This is a genomic window from Streptomyces luteireticuli (genome assembly GCF_041519305.1).
Lineage (GTDB): Bacteria > Actinomycetota > Actinomycetes > Streptomycetales > Streptomycetaceae > Streptomyces > Streptomyces luteireticuli.
This window is the reverse complement of record NZ_CP167927.1, coordinates 4,506,597-4,529,580: the sequence shown is the minus strand read 5'-3', so window position 1 is coordinate 4,529,580 and position 22,984 is coordinate 4,506,597. Positions and strand designations below refer to the sequence as shown.

The window sequence follows — 22,984 nt, the reverse complement described above, 5'->3', positions numbered from 1 at the left end:
CGGTCAGCCGGCCGTCCCGTACATGCGGTCGCCCGCGTCGCCGAGACCCGGGACGATGTAGCCGTCCTCGTTGAGGCGCTCGTCCACCGAGGCGGTGACCACGGTCACCGGCGCGCCCGCCAGCTCGCGCTCCATGACCTCGACGCCCTCCGGGGCGGCGAGGAGGCAGATCGCCGTGACGTCGTCCGCGCCGCGCCGGATCAGCTCGTTGATCGCCGCGACGAGGGTGCCGCCGGTGGCCAGCATCGGGTCGAGGACGTACACCTGGCGGCCGGAGAGGTCGTCCGGCATGCGCGTCGCGTAGGTCTCCGCCTTGAGGGTCTCCTCGTTGCGGATCATGCCCAGGAAGCCGACCTCGGCCGTGGGCAGCAGGCGGACCATGCCGTCGAGCATGCCCAGGCCCGCGCGCAGGATCGGCACGACGAGCGGCCGCGGGTGCGACAGCTTGACGCCGGTGGTCGCGGTGACCGGCGACTCGATGTCGACCTGCTCGGTCCGCACGTCACGCGTCGCCTCATAGGCGAGCAGGGTGACCAGCTCGTCGGCGAGCCGCCGGAACGTGGGGGAATCGGTGCGCTTGTCGCGCAGCGTGGTGAGTTTGTGCGCCACCAGCGGGTGGTCGACGACGTGGATCCGCATGACAACGACATTAACCGAGCTTTCGGACACCGGCTCCCGGCCTGCCTCCCGGCCGCACGGTGGCATCAAACCACCACTTGGAGGGAAAGTGGGCACGTACGCCCGGTGCGCCCCACCGGGCGAGGACCTCGGCACGAGGTGGTGCTGCCCATGGCCGACCGTGACGAACGAGAAGCGGAGCCCCCCGAGGGCACGGGCGGGCCGGAGGCGCCCGCCGACGGCGACGCGGAGAGACGGCGCAGGCGCGCGCAGTTCCTCCGCGAGCTGAACGAGGCGAGAGAGCTGCGCGACCGGGTGCAGCCGCGCAGGGCGAGGGCCGCCCGGATGCGCCAACAGATGCGGATGCGTACGTTCCGGTGGTGACGGCCCGGACCGGCGGGCGCCCGGATGGCGGTGACCCGGCCGCCGGGTGAGCCACATCTCTCGGACTACTGCACGACGCAGCGCGGAAGACCTCTCGCAACGGCCGGGTTTCTGCCACGATTCCGAGTGGGCGGGGTGCTGTCCCCGTCCGGCCCGGCACCGCCTATGACCAGTGGGAGAGTCACGGTGTACTTCGCCGCATTGCTCGCGCGCTCCGACGACGGGTGGCAAGCGAGCGACACAGACCTCGACAACGTGGAGACCCTGACCGATCTCGCCGACCTGGCCCGCGAGGCCGCCGTCGACGACGACACGGTCCTGGTGCTCATCGAGCAGGAGGACGCCTGGTTCGGCATCATCCGGGTGGACGGCGACGACGACCCCCGCGTCTTCATCTCGGACGCGACCTCCGCCGCCCGCAGCTCCTACGGCGCCCTGCTCGTCGACGAACTGCTCGGCCGGGACAAGGGCGAGGACGACGACCTCGACACCCTCGACCTCGACGGCACGGAGGACGGCGAGCCCGAGGCCGAGGACCGCGACGAGGAGCCCGAGGCCGAGGAGGCGGTGCCGAGCGGCCCGCTGGGCGACTCCCGCCTCCTCGACGACGTCGGGGTGGGCGAGAAGCAGCTCCTCGCCCTCGACGGGGACGCCCTGGGCGGGATCGCCGACGCACTCGGCTGCACCGAGGTCCTGGAGGCCGTCCGCTGACCGTCCCCACGGCCCCCTCGCTCACACTGGTCCCATGAACGACGCCCAGCCCGGCCCCGATCCCGTCCGAGCACCCTGGCAGGAGCCCATGCGCGCCGCCCTGGAGGAGGCCGAGCGGGCTCCCGCCACCGGCGACGTCCCGGTCGGGGCCGTCGTCCTGGCCCCGGACGGCACCGTGATCGGCCGGGGCCGCAACGAGCGCGAGGCCACCGGCGACCCGACCGGGCACGCGGAGGTGCTCGCCCTCCGCGAGGCCGCCCGCGCCGTCGGGGAGTGGCGGCTCTCCGGCTGCACCCTGGTGGTCACCCTGGAGCCGTGCACCATGTGCGCGGGGGCCATCGTCCTCTCCCGCGTGGACCGCGTCGTCTACGGCGCGGTCGACGAGAAGGCCGGGGCGGCCGGCTCCCTGTGGGACGTCGTGCGTGACCGACGCCTCAACCACCGCCCCGAAGTGGTCTCCGGGGTCCTCGCGGACGAGTGTTCCGCGCTTCTCACCCGCTTCTTCCGCGACCGCTGACCGCCCCGCCCCCGCGCCTTCCGGGAACCGATTTCGGAGTACGGCCCATCGTCCGCTAAGCTTCCTCTCGGTAGCGTGTCCGAGCGGCCGAAGGAGCTCGCCTCGAAAGCGAGTGTGGGGCAACACCTCACCGAGGGTTCAAATCCCTCCGCTACCGCTCTTCGCCCGAGGGCCCGACCTGAACCAGGTCGGGCCCTCGGCCGTTTCCCGGCCGGGCCCGTGACAGCCCGTCCGGCAGGTGAGGGGCGGCTACGCCGGCACGCTCCCGTCCCGCGGACCGCACGCCACATCGGCCCCCGGCGGCGCGTCCAGCCAGCTGAACGCGGCCTCCAGCCGGACGACCCTGATCACCTTCGACACCCGGGGTCCGCCCCGCACCACGCGCAGCCGGCCGCCGCAGCGCACCGCCCGGTTCCGCGCACGGAGCAGCAACCGCAGCCCGCTCGCGTCCAGAAACGTCACTCCCCGCAGATCGATGACGAGGTCGGCGCGGCACCGTCCGGCCAACGCCTCGATCCGCGGGGCCAGTTCCTGCTCCGCCAAGATGTCGATCTCTCCCACCAGTTCAATGGTGACCGCTCCCCCCGCCACACGCTCCCGCATGGTGAAGGCGAGCTCGTACCCGCCCATGCGAACCTCACCGTTCTCCCTCACTGGCCTGCCACCCCGGGGCAGTGGTCTGCCCCGTAAGGGACCCGCTCGCACGCACCGGGACGGCCGGTCCCGTAATCCGGGGGAACGCCTCGGGCCGTGTGCCTTTCTGGTGCCCCGGGCATGGGCTCTTCTCACCTCAACAGACCCAGAGTTCATCGGAGTTAGGGAAATCGTGGGCCGGAACGGGCCGGGAACGGAGCCGCCGGAAATGCACGGGGCCCCGGCTCCGGACCAAGTGCGCGAAACGGTCCGGAGCCGGGGCCCGGCTGACGCAGGAGGGGGGAAGCGGCATCGGGGGGACAAGCCGCTTCCCCCCATGAGGACATGGCCTCCGAGTTCGGGCCGCAGTCAGGGGGGAAGCTCGCGGCCCGGACCCCGCAGAGAGGATCCATGTCCCCGCCCTTCGAATTCCTGCCAGATCCGAACGGGCGTCCCCCCATCCTCCGTCCCCGAATACCGCGGACAGGCGGGCGAAGGGCCCGCTTTGCAGGGCCTTAAGTCCTTAAAGACGGCGTGAGTACGGGCCGGGGACGGTGCGGCCGCAGCCCCGGTCGAGCATGATCGCTCGTCCATGTGTGCGGTTAGACTCTCGCGAGCGCTCCGGGGGACGGACGACGGGACGGGGAGGCGGTTACGGCATGGCGCAGGCCAAGAAGGTCACATTCTGGATCCTCGTCGTATTCGTGGGGTACACGATCATCCACTCCCCCGCCCGGGCGGCCGAACTCGTGCAGATAGGCTTCGAAGGGATCTCGGACGCCGCCAAGAGCATCGGCGAGTTCATGACCCAGCTCATCAATTGAGTCCCGCGGCCCGGAAGGCGGCATAACCGTGATCCGTCATCTCGTCCTGTTCAAGCTCAACGAGGGCGTCGACCGCGACGACCCCCGGGTGCTCGCCGGCGTGGAGGCGTTCGAGCGCCTGGACGGCGCCGTCCCCGAACTCCGCTTCTGGGAGTGCGCCTGGAACATCTCGGACCGGCCGATCGCCTACGACTTCGCCGTCAATTCCGCCGTCGAGGACGCCGAGGCCCTCCAGCGGTACCTGGACCACCCGGCGCACCGGGCGGCGGCCGCCCAGTGGCGGGAGTTCGCCACGTGGGTGATCGCCGACTACCCGTTCTGAACCGCGGCTCCTCCCCCGCACCCCGCAACGGCCCCCCGCCCCACGGCAGGGGGCCGTTGCGCGTGCCGCTCCGCAGCCCACCCCCACGGTCAACACGGAGTAATGCGGTGCTTGCACACAGTGGACATGTCTTGTGATGCTATGACCGCTTTTGACGGATGAGTTGCCCTGGAGCTGACCGCGAAGGGTGGTGTGACCGTGCCGGCCCGTACAGCGCCAGAGGAGACAGCGTCAGGAGAGACGGCGTCAGGGGAGACGACGTCGGAGGAGAACCCCCCGCAGGCCCCGGGGGCGCCGACCCGGGAGAGCCGGGGCGCGGACGCCAGGGCGCTGACCCAGGTGCTCTTCAAGGAGTTCTCCCGACTGGAGCCGGGCACCCCCGAGCACGCCCGCGTGCGCGCCGCCCTGATCGAGGCCAACCTCCCGCTCGTGCGGTACGCGGCGGCGCGTTTTCGCAGCCGCAACGAGCCGATGGAGGACGTGATCCAGGTCGGCACCATCGGACTCATCAACGCGATCGACCGCTTCGACCCCGACCGGGGCGTCCAGTTCCCGACCTTCGCCATGCCCACCGTCGTCGGCGAGATCAAGCGTTACTTCCGCGACAACGTGCGCACGGTGCACGTGCCGCGCCGGCTGCACGAGCTGTGGGTGCAGGTCAACGGCGCCACCGAGGACCTCACCGTGCTGCACGGGCGGTCGCCGACCACCGCCGAGATCGCCGAGCGGCTGAAGATCGGCGAGGACGAGGTGCTCGCCTGCATCGAGGCGGGGCGCTCGTACCACGCGACCTCGCTGGAGGCCGCCCAGGAGGGCGACGGCCTGCCCGGCCTGCTGGACCGCATCGGCTACGAGGACCCGGCGCTCGCCGGAGTGGAGCACCGCGATCTCGTGCGCCACCTGCTCGTCCAGCTGCCGGAGCGCGAGCAGCGCATCCTGCTGCTGCGCTACTACAGCAATCTGACGCAGTCCCAGATCAGCGCGGAGCTGGGGGTGTCCCAGATGCATGTGTCGAGGCTGCTCTCCCGGAGCTTCGCCCGGCTGCGCTCCGCAAATCGAATCGATGCGTAACCCGTGTGGGGGACACGCCCCTTGACGCTTCCGGGTGCCCCCCGAGGTCGTGCGGCAGATATGTCGACTTGACGCTACAGCGTGTTGCCGACATGTGACATTCTGCTGGAACTGCGTTTGCCACAGCGCAGCCTCCGGTATTCAGGTGGAGGCTGAACCCCTCGCACCGTGCCTGTGACCGGGGTCCCGCTGTGATCCGTCCGCGACCTCAAGGGGGTGGCATGTCCGTAGACCTGGGCAGCGCGAAGGTGCTCGCCACTGACGACGCACCGCACGCCGTGCCGGCCGACTGCGAAGCCATCGACACCCGCACCCTCTCCCGCTCCCTGTTCCTGCGGCTGGCGGCCCTGGAGCGGGACAGCGCCGAGCGTACGTACGTCCGTGACACCCTCATCGAGCTCAACCTCCCCCTGGTGCGGTACGCGGCGGCGCGCTTCCGGAGCCGCAACGAGCCGATGGAGGACATCGTCCAGGTCGGCACCATCGGGCTGATCAAGGCCATCGACCGCTTCGACTGCGAACGGGGGGTGGAATTCCCCACGTTCGCGATGCCCACCGTGGTCGGTGAGATCAAACGCTTCTTCCGGGACACCAGTTGGTCGGTCAGGGTGCCGCGCCGGCTCCAGGAGCTCCGGCTCGCCCTGACGAAGGCCAGCGACGAGCTCGCGCAGAAGCTGGACCGCTCGCCGACGGTGCCCGAACTGGCCCTGTGCCTGGGCGTCTCCGAGGAGGACGTGGTCGACGGCCTCGCGGTGGGCAACGCCTACACGGCCAGCTCGCTGGACTCCCCCTCGCCCGAGGACGACGGCGGCGAGGGCTCGCTGGCCGACCGCCTCGGTTACGAGGACACGGCGCTGGAGGGCGTGGAGTACCGGGAGTCGCTCAAGCCACTGCTGGCCAAACTGCCGCCGCGGGAACGCCAGATCATCATGCTCCGGTTCTTCGCGAACATGACGCAGTCCCAGATCGGCGAGGAGGTCGGCATCTCCCAGATGCACGTCTCGCGGCTGCTGACGCGGACGCTCTCCCAGCTGCGCGAGGGCCTGATCGCCGACTGACGGGCGCCGCACGGCGTCCGGCCGACCTTCATCCGTCAACCGTTCCCCGGACACGGCAGCGGCGGCCGCGAGCACAGTCGCGGCGGGGGCCGCCGGGCCGTCCGGCCGCAAGGACGTCCGCACCACCCCGACCCGTCCCGTACCCGGGGACGGCCGCGGGTCCGCGCCCCGCCGGTGGGGGCGCCCCCTGCTCGGGCGAAGCCGAGAGCTCGGGGGAGGACATCCCCGTCCGCGCGGGAGACGCCCCGTCGTGGACGCGCCCGCCCGTCTCCGGGCAGGCCGCAGCGGCGCACCGCCGCCCGGGCGGCCGTGCGCCGAGGATCCGCAGCGCCCGGGGCGCCGCGTCAGGCGAGCGCCATCCAGGCCACCGTCGCCACGACCACGATCGCGACGAGCACGCCGACGATCAGGCCCACTCGGGGACCGGAGGAAGGGGCACGACGGCCCCGGGAGGACGGAGCCGCCGCCTGCGGGCCGGGGGCGCCCTCGTCGACGAAGGCACGGAACATCTGGGTGCTGCCCGCCGGGTCCTGGTTGCCCTCAGGCTGGTACTGATGGGGGTTGGCCATGGTTCAGGACCCTAGCGAAGACGGGTCCCGGACCGCGCGGAGGGGCCGGGATTTCCGGCCGTCCGCAGCGCGCTTCCCCTCGGCCGGGCACCCGCCGATTCCTTGATCATTGAACTTTGACCGACCCTTTACCGCTTTTCATTTGCCTTCAGCAACCAAGCTTCTTATGGTTGCCCTAAGCAACTTAAACGGGAGGGTCGGTTGGCCGCGCACGAGCAGTACCACGAGCTCGCCCAGCAGCTCGGCGCCATTGGCGTCATCAAGCGCGGCCTCGCCCGGGTCCTCCCCCCCGACTGCCCGCCCACCTCGGTCATCGTGCTCGAACTGCTCAAGCGGTACGGCGAGATGCGCATGAGCAAGCTCGCGGAGCTGCTGGTCGTCGACATGTCGGTGACCAGCCGACACGTCGCGTACGCCGCCGAGCGCGGCTGGCTCGAGCGCCGTCCGGACCACCTGGACAAGCGCTCCCGGCTGCTGAGCCTCACGCCCGGCGGCGCGGCCCTGCTCGACGAGGTGAGCACCCGCTACACCGAGGCGCTGGCGCACTGCCTGAGCGACTGGAGCGACGCCGACGTCGCCCACGCCATCGGGCTGCTCGCCCGGCTCCGCGAGAGCTTCGGCGAGTGCCGTCCGCACCTCCCGGCCCGGGAGCTCGCGGCCCGCACCGCCACATGACCGTACGAAGCATGATGAAAAGGAAGTCCATGGCCAAGACCACACCGTCAGGTGTGCGGGAGAGCCACACCGAACCCTCCGGCCCCGGCACCGCCGACATGACGCACGGCCAGATCATGCGGGCGCTGTCCGGGCTGCTGCTCGGGATGTTCGTGGCGATCCTCTCCTCGACGATCGTCTCCAACGCCCTGCCGAAGATCATGCACGATCTGCACGGCAGCCAGTCCGCCTACACCTGGACCGTGACGGCCTCCCTGCTGGCCATGACCGCCACGACCCCGCTGTGGGGCAAGCTCTCCGACCTCTTCAGCAAGAAGCTGCTGGTCCAGGTGGCCCTCGTGGTCTACGTGGCCGGCTCCGCGCTGGCCGGTCTCTCGCAGAGCACCAGCATGCTGATCACCTGCCGCGTCGTGCAGGGCATCGGCGTCGGCGGCCTCTCGGCCCTGGCGCAGATCGTCATGGCCGCGATGATCTCCCCGCGCGAGCGCGGCCGTTACAGCGGCTACCTCGGCGCGACCTTCGCCGTCGCCACCGTCGGCGGCCCGCTGCTCGGCGGCGTCATCACCGACACCAGCTGGCTCGGCTGGCGCTGGTGCTTCTACGTCGGTGTGCCCTTCGCCGTGATCGCGCTGATCGTGCTCCAGCGCACCCTGCACCTCCCCGTGGTCAAGCGGCAGGTGAAGGTCGACTGGCTCGGCGCCTTCTTCATATCCGCCGCAGCCACGCTGCTGCTGGTGTGGGTGACCCTGGCCGGCAAGAACTACGACTGGCTGTCCTGGCAGACCGCCGTGATGGTGGCCGGCTCCGTGGCGCTCGGCGCGATCTTCGTGCTCGTCGAGTCCAAGGCGGCCGAACCGATCATCCCGCTGCGGCTGTTCCGCAACAAGACGATCGCCCTGACCTCCGCGGCGAGCCTGTTCGTCGGTGTGGCGATGTTCGCCAGCACCGTCTTCCTCTCGCAGTACTTCCAGCTCTCGCGGGGCGAGACGCCGACCATGTCGGGCGTCATGACCATCCCGCTGATCGCCGGCCTGTTCATCTCGTCGACGGTCTCCGGCAACATCATCACCAGGAACGGCCGTTGGAAGGCCTGGCTGCTCGCCGGCGGCGTCCTGCTCACCGCGGGCATCGGGCTGCTGGGCAGCATCCGCCACGACACCCCGTACTGGCAGCTCGCCTGCTACATGGCGCTCATGGGCCTCGGCCTCGGCATGATGATGCAGAACCTGGTGCTCGCCGCGCAGAACCAGGTGGCCCCCCAGGACCTCGGCGCCGCCAGCTCGGTCGTGACCTTCTTCCGCTCCCTGGGCGGTGCGGTCGGCGTCTCGGCGCTGGGCGCCGTGATGGCCAACCGGGTCAAGGACTATGTGATCGACGGTCTGACCGCGCTCGGCCCCAAGGGCGCCGCGCTGGCGAAGCAGGGCGGGGGCGGCGGCAGCATCCCCGAGGTCAAGAAGCTTCCCGAGCCGCTCCGTTCGATCATGGAGGACTCCTACGGGCACGGCGTCGGCGACGTCTTCACCTATGCGGCGCCGACCGCGCTGGTGGCCTTCCTGCTGACCCTCTTCATCAAGGAAGTGGCCCTCAAGGGCCGCCCCGGAGCCCCGGCGGACACCAACGCCCCGGCGGACGGGGCGGCACAGGCCACGCCGGCCAAGGCCGGCTGACGGACCCCGGCCGCGCCTCCACGAGCGGGGAGGCGCGGCCGGCGACCCGGGGGCGGAACGGTGGCTCCCGGGCGAACGGCCCCGGTGACGGTGCGCGCGACAACGGCAGGGGACGGCCGGCGCGCACCGCCCGGGGCCGCTGCGTCTCCCGCTACTCCTCCCGCAGCCGGTCCCGCATGACCTCGATGCCCGCGATCACCGTGTCCAGGCCGACCTCGAAGTCGGCCTTCCACATCTGGTCGAAGCTCTCGTCCATCCGGGCCCGCGTCAGCTCGACCGACTCGGCGTACTCCGTCACGAACTGCTGGTCGTGGGCCACGGCGTCCATGACCCGCCTCAGGTACGTGTTGTGGTCCATGCCCGGCACCCGGCAGCGCTCCCGGTACAGCGCCTCGACCGTGGCGAAGCCGTAGACGAACTGGAAGAGCGCCCCCATGGCCCCGGCGATCCGGTGCGGCGGGACCCCGCTGCGCCGCATGACGGCGAGCGTGGTGTTCGAGAAGCGCATCGAGTGCGGCCCGATGTTCAGATAGCGGCCCATCAGGGACGACACCCACTCGTGACGGACGAGGACCCGGTGGTAGCCGATGGCCAGCTGCCGCAACTGGTCGCGCCAGTCCTCGCCCTCGTCGGCGGGGTCGGGCAGCGGCATCTCCCCGGACACCTGGTCCAGGGCCAGCTCCAGGAGGTCGTCCTTGTTGTCGACGTACCAGTAGACCGACATCGCGGTCACCCCGAGCTCGGCGGCGAGGCGGCGCATCGAGAACTTGGCCAGCCCCTCGGCGTCCAGCAGCCGCACCGAGGTGGCGACGATCTTCTCCCGGTCGAGTCCGCCCGCCTGTTCGCGGGCCCGCTCGGCGTCCGCCCGGCGGCGCGGCGGAGGCTTCTCCCCGGACAGCCAGACACTGATCCTCGGCTCTCCCGCGCCGCTGCTGCTCGCCATGCCCGTCTCTCCGCCCTGCCGGTGGTCTGCGTCCGATGCTAGGCCCTGGCCTGCGCGGATTCCTCCGCCGTGGTGGGCCGCTCCGCCCGGCGCAGCAGCACGGCGGCCACCAGTCCGCCCGCCAGCACCGCGGCCGCACCGACCAGCTGGCCCGCCTGCACACCGGACGCGAAGGCGTCCTCGACCGCCGAACGTTCCGCTTCCGTACGGGACTTGGCCAGTGCCGCGGGCAGCGAGCCCGCCCCGGCCGCGGCCACCGGGAGCAGCGCGGCGAAGCGGGAGTTGAGCACGGCGCCGAGCACGGCGACGCCGAGGCCGTTGCCGAACTCCTGGAGGGTGCCGTTGACCCCGGCGCCGACGCCGGCCTTCTCCGGCGGGATCGCGGACATGACCGCGTTCGCCATGGCGGGCGCCGCCAGCGCGATGCCGACGCCCATCAGCACCAGGCCGAGGAACATCCCGCCGTAGCCGTGCGTACCGAGCAGGGCGATCACGGCGAGTCCGACGGCCAGCAGCGCCATGCCGCCGGCGATGGCGAGCGGCCCGCCGATCCTCGCCATCAGCCGGGCGCCGACGCCGGCGAGGTTGAGGACGACGATCATCAGCGCCAGCGGCGTCATCCGCAGACCGGTCTCCAGCGGCCCGTAGTGCAGCACCAGTTGGAGGTGCTCGGTGAGCAGGAACAGCGAACCGCCCATGCCGAAGGCCACGAGGATGCCGCCCATCACTGCGGCCACGAACCGCTCCTGGCGGAAGAAGTGCATGTCGAGCATGGGGTACGGGATGCGCAGCTCCCACAGGACGAAGAGCGCGAGGACCACGATCCCCACGGCGCCGGAGACCAGCACCCGGGCCGACGTCCAGCCGTGCTCCGGGCCGGAGATGATCGCGAAGACGGCGCCGGTCATGCCGATGGTGGAGAGCACCGCGCCGAGCGGGTCGGGCCGCTCACCGGCCGGGTTCTTCGACTCGGGCACCAGCTTGAGGACGGCGACCAGGGCGAGCACGGCGACCGGGACGTTGATCAGGAAGATCGATCCCCACCAGAAGTGGTCCAGCAGCACACCGCCGATGAGCGGGCCGCTGGCGAAGCCCAGCGAACTCACCGCGCCCCACAGGCCGATGGCCTTGGGCCGCTCGTCCGCGTCGAAGGTCTGCACGACGACGGCGAGCGTGGTGGTCATCAGCAGCGCGCCGCCGACGCCCATGCCGGCGCGGGCGGCGATGAGTTGCCCGGTGGACTGCGCCAGCCCGGCGGCGAGCGAGCCGATGCCGAACAGGGCGAGGCCGGTGGCCAGCATCTTCTTCCGCCCGTAGCGGTCGGCGACGTTGCCCGCCGTCAGCAGCAGCCCGGACTGCACCAGGGAGTACGCGCTGATCATCCACTGGATGTCCGAGGTCGCGGCGCCCATCTCCTCGGTCAGTGAGGGGATGGCCACGTTGAGAACGGTGTTGTCGAGCAGCACGGTGAGCTGCGCGAGGCATATGACGCCCAGGATCAGCCAGCGCGTGGGCAGCCGGGACGGGCCGGAGGGGGCGGAGGGGGTCTGGGAATCGGTGACGGGCGCCGACATGGGTGCTCCTTGCACGGGTGACCGCGGTGGACCGATGAGATCGATCTACACCGTACAGGAGCTTCTTATACGCCGTACAGCCATTTATTCGGGGGCCGGCGGACCGGCGGAAGGACCGCTACGGGACGGGTTTGAGGACGTACCCCATGCCGCGCCGCGTGTGGATCATCGGAGGGCGGCCGGCGTCGATCTTCTTGCGCAGGTACGAGATGTAGAGCTCGACGAGATTGCCGCGGTCGCCCGGGCCGAACGCATGGGCCCAGACCCGGTCCAGCAGCAGCGCCTTGCTGAGCACCCGGCCCGGATTGCTCATCAGCTGGCGCAGGAGCGCGCATTCGGTGGCGGTCAGCCGGATCTCCGTGCCGCCGCGGTACGCCACGCGGTCCGCCACGTCGAGGACCAGGTCCCCTACGACCAGCGGGCGCACGGCACGTGGGGCGCCCGGGGCGGGACGGGTGCGTGCTTCGGAGGATGCGGTGGTCATAACGGTGATGCTCGGTACGGCCCGTGAGAACCGCCTTGCCCTCACCTGGGAATCGTCTGAGAATCCCCCGGGCGGGAATCCCCGGGCAGCCCGAACAGCCGCGCCGCGTTGTCGTGGCAGACCCCGCGCAGCCAGGCGTCGTCCTGGCCGAGCCGGGTCAGGGCCTCCAGCGCATGCCCGTACCCGTAAGGGATGTTGGGGAAGTCGCTGCCGAAGAGGATCCTTTCACCGAGCTCCGCCAGGCGGGGCCGCTCCGCGGCCGGGAACGGCGCCACGGCCTCGATGAAGTCGGTGAAGGCCATGGTCGTGTCCAGATGGACGCCCGGGTACCGCTCGGCCAGGCCGAGGAAGGCCCCGTACTCGGGCACCCCCATGTGCGCGACCACCAGCCGCAGGGACGGATGCCGGGCCAGCACCTCGCCCACCGGCCCCGGCCCGGTGAACGCACCCGGCACCGGGCCCGAGCCGCAGTGCACCACCACCGGCGTCCCCGCCTCGGTCAGCAGCCCCCACACCCCGTCCAGCAGCGGGTCGCGCGGGTCGTAGCCGCCCACCTGGAGGTGGGACTTGAAGACCCGCGCCCCGGAGTCCAGCGCCTCCCGGACATAACGGACGGCGTCCGGCTCGGGGAAGAAGGTGGCGGTGTGCAGACAGTCGGGCGTACGGGCCGCGAAGTCCGCCGCCCAGCCGTTGAGCCACCGCGCCATGTCCGGCTTGTGCGGATAGATCATCGAGGTGAAGGCGCGGACCCCGAAGCCCCGCAGCACGGCCAGCCGCTCGTCCTCGGCCCGCCGGTAGGTGATCGGCCAGGGCCTGCCGAGCAGCGGGCCCGCCGCGTCGAAATGCGCCCAGACCTTCGTCAGGACCCGCTCGGGCATGAAATGCGTATGCACATCGATCAGGCCCGGCAGTCCCAGACTCCGCCGGAAACCGGATATCTCCTCGTCGCGCACCGTGCGCCCCCTCACGGGAAACGGGAAACGCCACAGGCCCGGTACATGAGTACCGGGCCTGTGGTCACAGTAGCGGGGACAGGATTTGAACCTGCGACCTCTGGGTTATGAGCCCAGCGAGCTACCGAGCTGCTCCACCCCGCGACGGACGAGTGAACAGCGCCAATTGCTTGGCGCCGATCTCTCGGCTGTGCGCTCGGCAGGATTCGAACCTGCAACCTCTTGATCCGTAGTCAAGTGCTCTATCCGTTAAGCTACGAGCGCTTGGCTTCCCGGTGGTTTCCCTTGCCGGTCGGCGTTGCGGGAACAACATTACATGAACTGCGCCGAGAGGCGAAATCCATTGCCCTCACCCCCTCTGACCTGCGCAAACGCCTCACAGCAGGGGTGGCGCGAAGATCAGCGGAAGCGGGCCCTCCAGGGAAGAACCGGAGAAGAAGCGGGTCGCCGCGGGCCGTCCGGCGAAACAGAGGAGCCCCGGCCGTCATGACGACGGCCGGGGCTCCCGGCTGCGGAGGCGGAGGGATTTGAACCCTCGATGGGCTTTAAGACCCAAACCGCATTAGCAGTGCGGCGCCATAGACCGGACTAGGCGACGCCTCCAGCCGCACCCGCGCGTAGGCGAATGCTGCATGCAGATGATGACACAGCCCAGGGCCTCGCCACCAACCGCACTCCAACGGTACCGGTCTCCGCGCCCCGCGGGCAAAGCAGTTCCGGGCGCGCAACGCGCGGCGCACCCGCGCGTTAGACGCGTCAGAGGGGTGGGGCGCCGACCGCGCGGCCCGCCCCGCACCACTCGCACCCCCTGGAGTCCCCGCATGCCGCTCCGCCGTCTCGCCCTCGCCACCGCACCGGTCCTGCTGCTCGCCGCGCCCGCGGCGGCCGCCGCCCCGCTCCCCCTGCCCGCCGGACCGGGCGGTGACCACCTCTCCGTCACGGTCACCGACAGCGGACGACTCAGCGGCCGGTACGAGCTGTCCTGCCATCCGGCCCGCGGCACCGTCCGGGACCCGAAGGGCGCCTGCGCCCAGCTCGACGAGCAGACACGCTGGGGCCAGGACCCGTTCGCCCCCGTCCCGCCGGGCGCCAACTGCACGATGATCTACGGCGGTCCCGACCACGCGCATGTGTCCGGCACCTGGGCCGGCCGGCCGGTCGACACCGACTTCAGCCGGACGAACGGCTGCGAGATCGCCCGCTGGAACAAGTTCTCCCGGCTGCTGGGGGATCCGGCGCGCCCGTCCGGCAAGTGATCTTCCCCGCGCCCCCGATGCACCCCGAATGCCGCGCGACAGGCGGCGGCGCACCCCTCATCCGCCGTCGCGCCGGACTCCGCAGCCCGTAGACTTCCCCCCAGCAACACGCCGCAGGGGCGGCGGTAGTCCACCGGCCACCGTGCCGGGGGTGCCCCCGGTCCTGCGGTCGCACGGTGCGGTAACCAGGGAGGAAGCGTCGCAGTGAGCAGCAGGCCATCCCGAGGCGCTGCTCGCCTCGCAGCCATACTCGACGCCCTTCCCGACGCGCTGTTGCTCGTCAACTGCAACGGTACGGTCGTCAACGCCAACCACATCGCACTGGAGACGTTCGAGGTCCCGGGCACCGGGCTCGTCGGGCGCGGACTCCTCGATCTGCTGCCCGCGTTCGACTCGCGTCGCATTCCCGGTTCGATGCGGCTGCCCGACCACGACGCGAACGGCGGGCGCACCAAGCCCACCCGTATGATCGCCCGGCGCACGGACGGCACCCAGTTCCCCGTCGAGGTCAGCAGCGCCAACCTCACGGACGGCCGCACCCCGTACGCCGACCAGGGCTCCTACACCGGCGACGAGCTGCTGATGCTCGTCGTCCGCGATCTGACCGGCACCCTCGACACCGAGGCCGAACTCGCCCGCCAGCAGCGCCAGACGGAGATGATCCTGCGCGCGGCGGCCGAGGGCGTGGTCGGCGTCGACACGGCCGGCAAGGTCGTCCTCGTCAACCCCTCCGCCGCGCAGATCCTCGGCTACCGCGCCAGCGACCTGGGCGGGCGGGAGCTGCACCCGCTGATCCACCACTCGCGGGCGGACGGTTCGCCGTTCCCGTACGAGGACTCGCCCATCGCCGACACCCTGCGCTCCGGGCGCAAGCACCGGGTGCGCGGCCAGGTGCTGTGGGCCAAGGACGGCCGCGCGGTGCCGGTCGACCTGACCACCGCCCCGGTGCGCGACGGCGACCAGCTCGTCGGCGCGGTGATGACCTTCACCGACCGCCGCCCGTACGACGCGCTCGCCGCGCGCCACGCCCAGTTGACGGCGGTGCTCGACAGCTCGCTGCGCGGTCCGCTGGACCGGCTCCGCGGCGAGCTGGGCACCCTGGCCGCCGACCCCGCCGGGCAGTTGTGGCCCGAGGCCAACCAGATCCTGCACCATCTCGCCGCCGGCTACGGGCGGATGGCGCGGCTGGTGGACAACGTGCTGGAGTACCAGCGGCTGGAGGGCGGCGAGAGCAAGATCGTCCGGGCGAAGGCGAAGCTGGACGAGGTCGTCGCGGCCGGGGTCGAGGGGGCCGTCGAGCTGATCGGCCCGGGTCGCGCGCAGTTCGCGGTGCACGCCCCCGCCATAGAGGCCGAGGTGGACGCGGAGTGGTTCGCCCGCGCGCTGGCGCATCTGATCGCCGACGTCGCGGGCGTGGACTCCACCGGCGACGCCCCCGCCGGGGGCGCGCCCTCCGGCGACTCCACGATCGTCGTCGCGGCGGCCAAGCGCGACACGGCCGTCCGCATCGAGGTGCGCGGCCCCTACCCGGGCGGCGACCCGGTCCACGGACCGGTCGTGCGGGGCATCGTCCAGCGGCACGGCGGCGTGCTGCAGACCCACGACGTGCCCGGCGCGGCGGGCGGCAAGGCGTACGTCCTGGAGGTGCCGGTCTCCGCGGCGGCCGGGCCGGTGTCGCCCGCCGACCGGCCGGACTCGCCGCCGAGCATCGGCAGCGGCACGACGATCATGCCGATGCCGGGGCAGCGGACGGCGTCCGCACCGGCCTCGGGATCCGGTGCCGGCGACAAGGGGCCGGCGGTGCCCGAGGTGTCCGTTCCCGCCCAGCCGACGGGCCGTCGGCGCGGCCCCGCCCGGGCGGACGAGGAGGGGGCCCACGACGGCACGCCGGCCGCCCGGGCCAACCGGCACGGCCGGGCCGGCGATCCGGCCCCGGCGTCCGCGCCGACCGGGCGGCGCGCCCGGCGCGAGGCGGCGACGGCCACCGCTCCGGAACCGGACGCCCCGCGCACGGCGTTCGCGCTGCCCCCGGCCGAGGCCGACCGCCCGTCCGCCGTGGCCCCCGAGGCGGTCGCCGTCCCCACCGGGCGGCGGGCGCGGCGCGCCCCGGCGGGGACGCCTGAACACCCGGCCCCGGACGGTTCCGGAGCCGACGTTCCCCGGACGGCGTTCGCGCTGCCCCCGGCGGACGCGGACCGCAAGCCGGAGGCTCCGGCCGACGACGCGGGCGCTCCCGGTGCCCGTCCCGCCCCGGTCCGGGGCGCGGACGCGGCCGTCCCGGGGGCGCGGGACGGAGCCGGCGCGCCGGACGTGACGGGGAACGCGCCGCTGGATGTGGCCGGGCTGCTCGGAATCACCGGGCGGCGCGGGCCTGTTGGGGCCACTGGTGCCGGTGGGAACACCGGGCAGAACGGGGCGGGAGGTGCCGTCGTCGCGCCCGGCGGACCGGCGGACAGCACCACGGCTCCGGGTGCGGCCGGGAACGGCCCCCTGGACATGGCCGGGCTCACCGGAACTGCCGGGCAGCATGCGCCGGTTGGTCCCGCCGGTACGGAGGACGGGGCTGCCGGAGTTCCCGCACCGGGCCCAACCGCGGGGAACGGGGCACCCGTTGCTCCCTCGAACGCGGACCGGAACACCGGGGCCTCCGGGCCCGGCGGCGGTCCGGCACCCGCCCCCGTGACAACCGCCGCTCCCCACCGTCCCGTCGAGGCCGCCACGGACGCGTCCGGCGCTCCCGCGGGCCCCGGTGAGCACGCCGCTCCCGGCGGGCCCGCGCGGCCCGGGTCGCCCCTGGGCGGCCCGGGTGGCTGGGGTCCCGGAGGACCCGTCGGTCCGGTGGGTCCCGCCGCTCCCGTCGGCACCTCCGGCCACTCCGGACCCACCGGACCGGCCGGCCAGGAGGACTCCGGCGCCGCCGCGCCACAACACCCCCAAGGCCCCTCCGACCACACCGGCCCCGCCGCGCCGACCGGCCGTCGCCGCGCCCGGCGCGCGCTCGCCGAGGAGCCGGGCGCCGCGGCACAGCAGGGCGGCGGCGAGGCGCGCGCCATCAGCGTGCGGGCGCTGGGGCAGGGCGCACCGTTCTCCCAGGGCGACGGCGAGACCCCGCCCGGCGGCACGGGCGTCGGCTCCGGCCGGCGTCGCAAGCTGGGCAATCCCACCGACGGCGAGCGCGAGGCGCAGGCCCAGGCGGCCGCCTCGGCGCCGCGGCCCGGCCCGGTCGGACCGCGCCCGCCGGCCGCGCCCCAGGGGCGTGCCTTCGCCATAGGGGCACCCGATGAGGGGGCCGAGGGCCCGGAGCCGCTCGACGGGCCGAACGGGGCCGTGGAGATCGTCGGCACGGACGCGCCCGTTCCGCCGCCCGTGGACGACGAGTTGCCGCCCGAGCCGCTCGACAACCCGCGCCGGCTCCTCGTCTGGCCCGCGCCGGACGCGTCCACCCGGCAGGCGCTGACCGACCGCGGCTACCGGCCGGTGATCGTGCACTCGCGCGAGGAGGTCGACGCGCAGATGGCGGCCTACCCGGCGGCCCTGTTCGTCGACCCGCTCACCGGCCCGATCACCCGCACCGCCCTCCAGGCGCTGCGTCAGGCGGCGGTGGAGTCCGGGGTTCCGGTGCTGGTGACGGCCGGTCTGGGCCAGGCGACGCGGGAGGCGGCGTACGGCGCCGACCCGGCCGTCCTGCTCAAGGCGCTCGCCCCGCGCGACAGCGAGATGCACCCGCCGCGCGTGCTGCTGATCGAGGAGCACACGCCGATCGCCGACGCGCTGACGGCGACGCTGGAGCGGCGCGGGGTGCAGGTCGCCTGCGCGGCCACGGACTCCGAGGCGGTGGCGCTGGCCGAGCGGATGCGTCCCAACCTGGTGGTGATGGACCTGATGCAGGTGCGCCGCCGGCGGGCCGGGATCCTGGACTGGCTGCGCGACCGGGGACTCCTGGAGCGGACGCCGCTGGTCGTCTACACCTCGGCCGGCATCGACCCGGCCCAACTGCCCCGGCTCGCCTCGGGCGAGACGGTGCTCTTCCTCGCGGAGCGCTCCACGAGCCCGGAGGTGCAGGGCCGGATCGTGGACCTGCTGGCGAAGATCGGCACCAGCCCGGGCTGACGGCCGGGCCCGCGACCGCTCCGAGCCCGTGATCGCTCCCGGGCCCGTGATCGCCCCGGGCTCAGCCCACGATGCGCCGCGCGGCCTCCTGCACGGAGGCCCGCAGCCGGGCCCGGTCCTCGTCCGTGTCCCCGGTCAGCACGCGGCGCATCTGCGGCTGGACGGTCGACCAGGACACCATCGAGATCATGATGAACAGCAGGTCGGCCGGGGGGATGCGGGAGCTGATGAGCCCCCTCTCCTGGGCCTCGGCGAAGACGGCCACCTTCCGCTCGTAGTGGCGCTTGCGCTCCTCCTCGTGGGGGAAGCGCTCCGTGCCGTACTCCAGGCCCTCCCAGTAGATGAGCCGGATGAGTTCGGGGTGGGCCGCGTGGTAGTCCATGAGGCGTTCGACCCAGCCGTCGACGTCCTCGGCGTCCACCGGGACCTCGGCCGCGAGGCGGGTCAGACACTCCTCCAGGACCTGCGAGAAGAGCTCCGCCTTGTTGCCGAAGTAGGCGTAGAGCAGCTGCTTGTTGGCCTTGGCCGCGCGCGCGATGCGGTCCACCCGCGCTCCGGCGATGCCGTGGGCGGCGAACTCGGCGGTGGCCGCCGCGAAGATGCGGGCCTTGGTGGCCTCGGGATCCCTGGCTGCTGGCATACCACCCAGGGTAACCAACTAATTGGTTGACAAGTGAGGGGCGACCCGGGAAACCTTTAACCAACCAGTTGGTTACTACTTCGGGAGAAGCGTTGCGAGCGTCCCCCCGTACGACCGTCACCCCCCGCGCGAGCGCCCCCGGCCGCCCGGCCGCCGCCACCCGCACGGCCGCCGGCCCCGGCGGACCGGACGGCCGTCGGGGCCCGCGCACCGGAGTGCTGCTGACCGTCCTCTCGGTGTGCACGGGGATCACGGCAGCCAACATCTATCTGGCGACGCCGCTCCTCGGGCTCATCGCCGGCAGCTTCGGCGTCGCACCCTCGGCCGTGGGGTGGATCGCCTCCCTCGCCCAGCTCGGCTACGCCGTCGGCCTGCTGTTCTTCGCACCGCTGGGCGACACCGCCGACCGGCGGCGGCTGGTGTGGATCCTCTCCGCCCTCGCCGCCGTGGCACTGGCCGTCGCGGCCTGCGCTCCCGGCCCGGTCCCGCTCGCGGCGGCCGTCCTGGTCGCCTGCGCCGCCACGGTCGTCCCCCAGCTGCTCATCCCGCTCGTCGCCGAGCGGGCCCCGGCCGGCCGGCGGGGCCGGCACGTCGGCGCCGTCGTGACCGGGATGTTCGCGGGCAGCGTCGCGGCCCGGGTGCTCGGCGGACTCGCCGGCCAGGCGTACGGCTGGCGCCCGGTCTTCCTCGGCGCGGCCGCGCTGACGCTGGCCATCGGCGTGCTGACGGCCGCGGTCCTGCCGCCCGAGACCCGTCCCGTCCGCCGGTCCCACCCCCTCCGGGCCATCGCCGGCCTGCCGCGCCTGGTCGCCTCCTCGCCCGGCCTGCGTGCCGCGTGCGCCCGCCAGGCGGGCCTGTTCGGCACCTGGAGCGCCCTGTGGACGACGCTCGTCCTGCTGCTGACCTCGGACGGGGCGTACAGCATGACCACGGCCGCGGCCGGGCTCTTCGGCCTGTTCGGCCTCGTCTCGGCCCTCGCCTCACCGGCCACCGGCACCCTCATCGACCGCTTCGGCGCCCACCGCGTCATGGCCTCGGGCTATGCGCTGGCGGTCGTCTCCCTGCCGCTCTTCTGGCTCGGCGGACACCGGCTGTGGGCGCTGTGCGCCGGAGCGGTGATCCTGCACGCCGGTTTCACGGCCGGTCAGGTCGCCAACCAGACCCGGGCCCTGGCCTCCTCGGCCTCCCCCGCCGCGGCCAACACCGCGTACGTCGTCTCCTGCTTCGCCGCCGGAGCGATCACCTCGGCACTGGCCGGCCCGGCCTTCGGCCACTGGGGATGGAACGGCGTCTGCGCCATCGCCGCGGGATGCGCGGCCCTGGGCTGGGCGGGCGGCGCGCTGGCGGCGCGGGAGCGGTGACCGGGGAGGCAGGCACAGGGGCAGGACCCGGATCGAGGCTCAAGGGCCGGGACTCGGCGCGGGTCCGGGGCTCCGTCCCGGAGAAACGGTGAAGGGCGGGGCAGAGGCGTTCCCTCTCCCCGCAGGGGCCCACGGGCGGGCGCCCCGGACCGAACGCCCCGCCCTCGAAGGCCCCTTCAGCCGCTCACCCGCGGCAGCACGACCACGTCCAGCTCCCCGTCCGCGTACTGCCGCCGCAGCGCCTTCTTGTCGAACTTCCCCACCGACGTCTTCGGCACCGCCGCCACGCGCACCCACCGCTCCGGGAGCTGCCAGCGCGCGACCCGGTCCCCCAGGAACGCCCGCAGCGCCTCGTGCTCCACCGCCGAGCCGTTCCGCAGGACCACCGCCGCCAGCGGCCGTTCGCCCCACTTCTCGTCGGGGACGGCCACCACCGCCGCCTCCGCGACCTCGGGGTGGGCCATGAGGTGGTTCTCCAGCTCGACCGAGGAGATCCACTCGCCGCCGGACTTGATGACGTCCTTGGCCCGGTCGGTGAGCGTCAGATAGCCGTCGGGGGTGATCGTCCCGACGTCCCCCGTGCGCAGCCAGCCGTCGGGGCTGAACTTGTCCTCGGGACGGAACGGTTCACCGTCCGCGCCCCCGTGGTACGCGCCCGCGATCCACGGACCGCGGACCTCCAGCTCGCCGGCGGACCGCCCGTCCCACGGCAGGAACGAGCCGTCCGGCCCGGCCAGCCGGGCCTCGACCGAGGCGGGGATCCGGCCCTGGGTGACCCGGTAGGGCCACTCTTCCTCCGCCGTCAGCCCGGGCGGCGGGTAGGCCATGGAGCCCAGCGGGGACGTCTCCGTCATCCCCCAGGCCTGCACGATCCGCAGCCCGTGCCGCTCCTCGAACGCCTTCATGAGGGACGGCGGACAGGGCGCGCCACCGCTGATCACGACCTTCAGCGACGACATGTCCCGCGGCTTGGCGCCGAGTTCGGCCAGCAGCCCCTGCCAGATCGTCGGCACACCGGCGGCCATCGACGGGCGCTCCGACTCGATCATCTCGGCCAGCGGCACGGGCTGGAGGAAGCGGTCGGGGAGCAGCAGCGAGGCACCCGACATGAACGCCGCGTGCGGCAGGCCCCACGCGTTGACGTGGAACATCGGCACGACGGGCAGACAGGTCTCGCCCGCCTTGAGCCCGAAGGAGCTCGCGGAGTTGACCTCCATCGAGTGCAGATAGACCGAACGGTGGCTGTAGACCACGCCCTTGGGGTCGCCGGTCGTCCCCGAGGTGTAGCAGAGGGCGGCCGCCTGCCGCTCGTCCAGCTCGGGCCAGGGGTAACCGGCGTCCGTCTGGGCCGCGAGCAGCTCCTCGTAGTCGTGCACCCGGGCACGGCAGCCGTCGAGCACGGACCGGTCCCCGGCCCCGGAGACGATCACATGCTCGACGGAGTCGAGGTGCGGCAGCAGCGGGGCGAGCAGCGGCAGCAGCGAGGCGTCGACGACGACCACCCGGTCCGCCGCGTGCCGGACGATCCAGGCGAGCTGCTCGGGGGCCAGCCGGAGGTTGAGCGTGTGCAGGACGGCGCCCATGGACGGGATCGCGAAGTACGCCTCGACGTGGGCGGAGTTGTTCCACATCAGGGTGCCCACGGCGTCCCCCGTGCCGACGCCGAGGCCCCGCAGCCCGTGGGCGAGGCGCGCCGCCCGTGCCCCGGTCTCGGCGAAGCTGCGGCGCAGCGGCGCGCCGTCCCCGGTCCAGGTCGTGATCCGCGACTGTGCGTGGACCATCGAACCGTGCTCCAGGATCCGGGTCACGGTCAGCGGTACGTCCTGCATCGTGCTCTGCACCAGGGGCCTCCCCATTGGGCACTCGTTACGCGAGGGTCGTTCCCGGTGATTCTGGTGGCGTTTCCGGTGGTACGTCACTACCCCTGCAGCGGTGAACCGACGGTGTGCGGCCGCCGCCTCCGGCCCCCCGGCCCTCACCGCCGCCCTCGCCGTCCTCGGCCCCGGCGGCGGCACCCGCCCGGCAGCGCAGGTACCCCGTCCGCCCTCCTCCGGTCAGGCCGCCCGCATCAGGTCCGGGTCCTCGCGCAGCTTGCCGAGGGCCCGCGAGACCGCGCTCTTGACCGTGCCGACCGACACTCCGAGCAGCTCGGCGGTCTGCACCTCGGTCAGGTCCTCGTAATACCTGAGGACGACCATCGCCCGCTGCCGGTCCGGCAGCCGGTGCACCGCGCGCCACATCGCGTCGCGCAGCGCCTGCGCCTCGGCCGGGTCGGGGGCGGGAAGCGCCTCGCGCTCCGGGAGCTCGTCGCAGGGGTACTCCTCCACCCTGCGCTTGCGCCACTGCGAGGTGCGCGTGTTGACCAGCGCACGCCGGACGTAGCCGTCGAGCGCCCGGTGGTCCTCTATCCGCTCCCAGGCCAGGTACGTCTTGGTGAGCGCCGTCTGCAGCAGGTCCTCGGCATCGCTCGGGTTCGAGGTCAGCGAGCGGGCGGTGCGCTGCAGCACCGGACCGCGTGCCCGCACGTACGAGGAGAAGGACGGGTACACGGCAGTGGATGCACGGGGGCACACGGTCGTGGTCATGCCTCAACGCTAGGAGCGCGCCGGTACCC

Annotated in this window: 21 protein-coding genes, 4 tRNA genes and 1 pseudogene; 13 read left to right on the top strand and 13 right to left on the bottom strand. The window is 72.8% G+C overall.

All coding sequences use genetic code 11. From position 1 onward, the window contains the following. Nucleotides 1-3: 3 nt before the first annotated feature. Nucleotides 4-639 carry a uracil phosphoribosyltransferase gene (gene upp, locus AB8735_RS20165; RefSeq protein ID WP_344019198.1) on the bottom strand — a complete coding sequence of 212 codons (636 nt, stop codon included), beginning with the start codon at nt 637-639 and terminating at the stop codon, nt 4-6. Between the two features lie 150 nt (nt 640-789). Between upp and AB8735_RS20160 the strand changes: the two genes are divergently transcribed. The 4 genes from AB8735_RS20160 to AB8735_RS20145 all read left to right on the top strand — a co-directional run bounded on the left by AB8735_RS20160 (nt 790) and on the right by AB8735_RS20145 (nt 2,387). After that, on the top strand, nt 790-1,002 hold the full coding sequence (locus tag AB8735_RS20160) for a hypothetical protein (protein WP_372408683.1): 213 nt from the start codon (nt 790-792) through the stop codon (nt 1,000-1,002). Nucleotides 1,003-1,188: 186 nt separating this feature from the next. After that, complete coding sequence (locus tag AB8735_RS20155; RefSeq protein WP_372411879.1) at nt 1,189-1,713, top strand: hypothetical protein; 525 nt, start codon at nt 1,189-1,191, stop codon at nt 1,711-1,713. A 34-nt stretch (nt 1,714-1,747) separates the two neighbouring features. Continuing rightward, complete coding sequence (gene tadA, locus AB8735_RS20150) at nt 1,748-2,230, top strand: tRNA adenosine(34) deaminase TadA (RefSeq protein ID WP_344019194.1); 483 nt, start codon at nt 1,748-1,750, stop codon at nt 2,228-2,230. Nucleotides 2,231-2,299: 69 nt separating this feature from the next. Next, nucleotides 2,300-2,387, top strand: a tRNA-Ser gene (locus tag AB8735_RS20145). Nucleotides 2,388-2,479: 92 nt separating this feature from the next. Here AB8735_RS20145 and AB8735_RS20140 read toward each other — a convergent pair. Then, on the bottom strand, nt 2,480-2,860 hold the full coding sequence (locus AB8735_RS20140; RefSeq protein ID WP_344019192.1) for an STAS domain-containing protein: 381 nt from the start codon (nt 2,858-2,860) through the stop codon (nt 2,480-2,482). Between the two features lie 662 nt (nt 2,861-3,522). Between AB8735_RS20140 and AB8735_RS20135 the strand changes: the two genes are divergently transcribed. The 4 genes from AB8735_RS20135 to AB8735_RS20120 all read left to right on the top strand — a co-directional run bounded on the left by AB8735_RS20135 (nt 3,523) and on the right by AB8735_RS20120 (nt 6,138). Beyond that, nucleotides 3,523-3,687 carry a hypothetical protein gene (locus AB8735_RS20135; protein WP_372408682.1) on the top strand — a complete coding sequence of 55 codons (165 nt, stop codon included), beginning with the start codon at nt 3,523-3,525 and terminating at the stop codon, nt 3,685-3,687. Nucleotides 3,688-3,715: 28 nt separating this feature from the next. Next, on the top strand, nt 3,716-4,009 hold the full coding sequence (locus AB8735_RS20130; protein ID WP_344019190.1) for a Dabb family protein: 294 nt from the start codon (nt 3,716-3,718) through the stop codon (nt 4,007-4,009). Nucleotides 4,010-4,207: 198 nt separating this feature from the next. After that, nucleotides 4,208-5,080 (top strand): RNA polymerase sigma factor SigF, encoded by an 873-nt coding sequence (locus AB8735_RS20125; protein ID WP_372408681.1) that lies wholly within the window; start codon nt 4,208-4,210, stop codon nt 5,078-5,080. Between the two features lie 221 nt (nt 5,081-5,301). After that, nucleotides 5,302-6,138 carry an RNA polymerase sigma factor SigF gene (locus AB8735_RS20120; RefSeq protein ID WP_344019186.1) on the top strand — a complete coding sequence of 279 codons (837 nt, stop codon included), beginning with the start codon at nt 5,302-5,304 and terminating at the stop codon, nt 6,136-6,138. A gap of 344 nt (nt 6,139-6,482) precedes the next feature. On the opposite strand, the gene AB8735_RS20115 is transcribed toward AB8735_RS20120, so the two are convergent. Next, entirely contained in the window at nt 6,483-6,707 is a 225-nt protein-coding gene (locus tag AB8735_RS20115; protein ID WP_344019184.1) for a hypothetical protein, read from the bottom strand. Between the two features lie 201 nt (nt 6,708-6,908). Here AB8735_RS20115 and AB8735_RS20110 point away from each other — a divergent pair, with 201 nt between their 5' ends. Together AB8735_RS20110 and AB8735_RS20105 are read left to right on the top strand one after the other, a co-directional pair. Next, nucleotides 6,909-7,382, top strand: coding sequence for a MarR family transcriptional regulator (locus AB8735_RS20110; protein ID WP_344019182.1), 474 nt, complete (start codon nt 6,909-6,911; stop codon nt 7,380-7,382). A 29-nt stretch (nt 7,383-7,411) separates the two neighbouring features. After that, entirely contained in the window at nt 7,412-9,049 is a 1,638-nt protein-coding gene (locus tag AB8735_RS20105; RefSeq protein ID WP_372408680.1) for an MDR family MFS transporter, read from the top strand. A 151-nt stretch (nt 9,050-9,200) separates the two neighbouring features. Here the strand turns inward: AB8735_RS20105 and AB8735_RS20100 are convergent, their stop codons facing one another. The 7 genes and pseudogenes from AB8735_RS20100 to AB8735_RS20070 all read right to left on the bottom strand — a co-directional run bounded on the left by AB8735_RS20100 (nt 9,201) and on the right by AB8735_RS20070 (nt 13,606). Continuing rightward, nucleotides 9,201-9,992, bottom strand: coding sequence for a TetR/AcrR family transcriptional regulator (locus tag AB8735_RS20100; RefSeq protein WP_372408679.1), 792 nt, complete (start codon nt 9,990-9,992; stop codon nt 9,201-9,203). Between the two features lie 38 nt (nt 9,993-10,030). Then, nucleotides 10,031-11,566: an MFS transporter gene (locus AB8735_RS20095; RefSeq protein ID WP_372408678.1), complete on the bottom strand. Its 1,536-nt coding sequence runs from the start codon at nt 11,564-11,566 to the stop codon at nt 10,031-10,033. A 118-nt stretch (nt 11,567-11,684) separates the two neighbouring features. Then, nucleotides 11,685-11,984, bottom strand: a pseudogene (locus AB8735_RS20090) (winged helix-turn-helix domain-containing protein); the annotation flags it as partial. Between the two features lie 107 nt (nt 11,985-12,091). Then, nucleotides 12,092-13,003 (bottom strand): amidohydrolase family protein, encoded by a 912-nt coding sequence (locus AB8735_RS20085; RefSeq protein WP_372408677.1) that lies wholly within the window; start codon nt 13,001-13,003, stop codon nt 12,092-12,094. Between the two features lie 70 nt (nt 13,004-13,073). Next, nucleotides 13,074-13,147 (bottom strand) — tRNA-Met (locus tag AB8735_RS20080). A gap of 47 nt (nt 13,148-13,194) precedes the next feature. Beyond that, a tRNA-Arg gene (locus tag AB8735_RS20075) sits at nt 13,195-13,267 on the bottom strand. A 248-nt stretch (nt 13,268-13,515) separates the two neighbouring features. Then, a tRNA-Ser gene (locus AB8735_RS20070) sits at nt 13,516-13,606 on the bottom strand. Between the two features lie 218 nt (nt 13,607-13,824). Between AB8735_RS20070 and AB8735_RS20065 the strand changes: the two genes are divergently transcribed. Both AB8735_RS20065 and AB8735_RS20060 read left to right on the top strand, forming a co-directional pair. Continuing rightward, the gene (locus AB8735_RS20065) at nt 13,825-14,259 is read left to right on the top strand and encodes an SSI family serine proteinase inhibitor (RefSeq protein ID WP_372408676.1); all 435 of its coding nucleotides are present in this window, start codon (nt 13,825-13,827) and stop codon (nt 14,257-14,259) included. Nucleotides 14,260-14,463: 204 nt separating this feature from the next. Beyond that, entirely contained in the window at nt 14,464-18,369 is a 3,906-nt protein-coding gene (locus AB8735_RS20060; RefSeq protein WP_372408675.1) for a PAS domain-containing protein, read from the top strand. Between the two features lie 61 nt (nt 18,370-18,430). Here AB8735_RS20060 and AB8735_RS20055 read toward each other — a convergent pair whose 3' ends face one another. Then, a complete protein-coding gene (locus AB8735_RS20055; protein WP_372408674.1) occupies nt 18,431-19,009 on the bottom strand; it encodes a TetR family transcriptional regulator in 579 nt (192 codons plus the stop codon). Nucleotides 19,010-19,101: 92 nt separating this feature from the next. Here AB8735_RS20055 and AB8735_RS20050 point away from each other — a divergent pair, with 92 nt between their 5' ends. Beyond that, the gene (locus tag AB8735_RS20050; RefSeq protein WP_372408673.1) at nt 19,102-20,370 is read left to right on the top strand and encodes an MFS transporter; all 1,269 of its coding nucleotides are present in this window, start codon (nt 19,102-19,104) and stop codon (nt 20,368-20,370) included. Nucleotides 20,371-20,546: 176 nt separating this feature from the next. Here AB8735_RS20050 and AB8735_RS20045 read toward each other — a convergent pair whose 3' ends face one another. Both AB8735_RS20045 and AB8735_RS20040 read right to left on the bottom strand, forming a co-directional pair. Next, nucleotides 20,547-22,211 (bottom strand): long-chain fatty acid--CoA ligase, encoded by a 1,665-nt coding sequence (locus AB8735_RS20045; protein ID WP_372408672.1) that lies wholly within the window; start codon nt 22,209-22,211, stop codon nt 20,547-20,549. Between the two features lie 213 nt (nt 22,212-22,424). Beyond that, on the bottom strand, nt 22,425-22,955 hold the full coding sequence (locus AB8735_RS20040) for a SigE family RNA polymerase sigma factor (RefSeq protein ID WP_372408671.1): 531 nt from the start codon (nt 22,953-22,955) through the stop codon (nt 22,425-22,427). Nucleotides 22,956-22,984: the final 29 nt, after the last annotated feature.

Bases quoted from the DNA above. Each gene is read 5' to 3' on its own strand.
- upp (WP_344019198.1), bottom strand. From the start codon at position 639: ATGCGGATCCACGTCGTCGACCACCCGCTGGTGGCGCACAAACTCACC.
- AB8735_RS20160 (WP_372408683.1), top strand. From the start codon at position 790: ATGGCCGACCGTGACGAACGAGAAGCGGAGCCCCCCGAGGGCACGGGC.
- tadA (WP_344019194.1), top strand. From the start codon at position 1,748: ATGAACGACGCCCAGCCCGGCCCCGATCCCGTCCGAGCACCCTGGCAG.
- AB8735_RS20140 (WP_344019192.1), bottom strand. From the start codon at position 2,860: ATGGGCGGGTACGAGCTCGCCTTCACCATGCGGGAGCGTGTGGCGGGG.
- AB8735_RS20135 (WP_372408682.1), top strand. From the start codon at position 3,523: ATGGCGCAGGCCAAGAAGGTCACATTCTGGATCCTCGTCGTATTCGTG.
- AB8735_RS20120 (WP_344019186.1), top strand. From the start codon at position 5,302: ATGTCCGTAGACCTGGGCAGCGCGAAGGTGCTCGCCACTGACGACGCA.
- AB8735_RS20115 (WP_344019184.1), bottom strand. From the start codon at position 6,707: ATGGCCAACCCCCATCAGTACCAGCCTGAGGGCAACCAGGACCCGGCG.
- AB8735_RS20105 (WP_372408680.1), top strand. From the start codon at position 7,412: ATGGCCAAGACCACACCGTCAGGTGTGCGGGAGAGCCACACCGAACCC.
- AB8735_RS20100 (WP_372408679.1), bottom strand. From the start codon at position 9,992: ATGGCGAGCAGCAGCGGCGCGGGAGAGCCGAGGATCAGTGTCTGGCTG.
- AB8735_RS20095 (WP_372408678.1), bottom strand. From the start codon at position 11,566: ATGTCGGCGCCCGTCACCGATTCCCAGACCCCCTCCGCCCCCTCCGGC.
- AB8735_RS20065 (WP_372408676.1), top strand. From the start codon at position 13,825: ATGCCGCTCCGCCGTCTCGCCCTCGCCACCGCACCGGTCCTGCTGCTC.
- AB8735_RS20055 (WP_372408674.1), bottom strand. From the start codon at position 19,009: ATGCCAGCAGCCAGGGATCCCGAGGCCACCAAGGCCCGCATCTTCGCG.
- AB8735_RS20040 (WP_372408671.1), bottom strand. From the start codon at position 22,955: ATGACCACGACCGTGTGCCCCCGTGCATCCACTGCCGTGTACCCGTCC.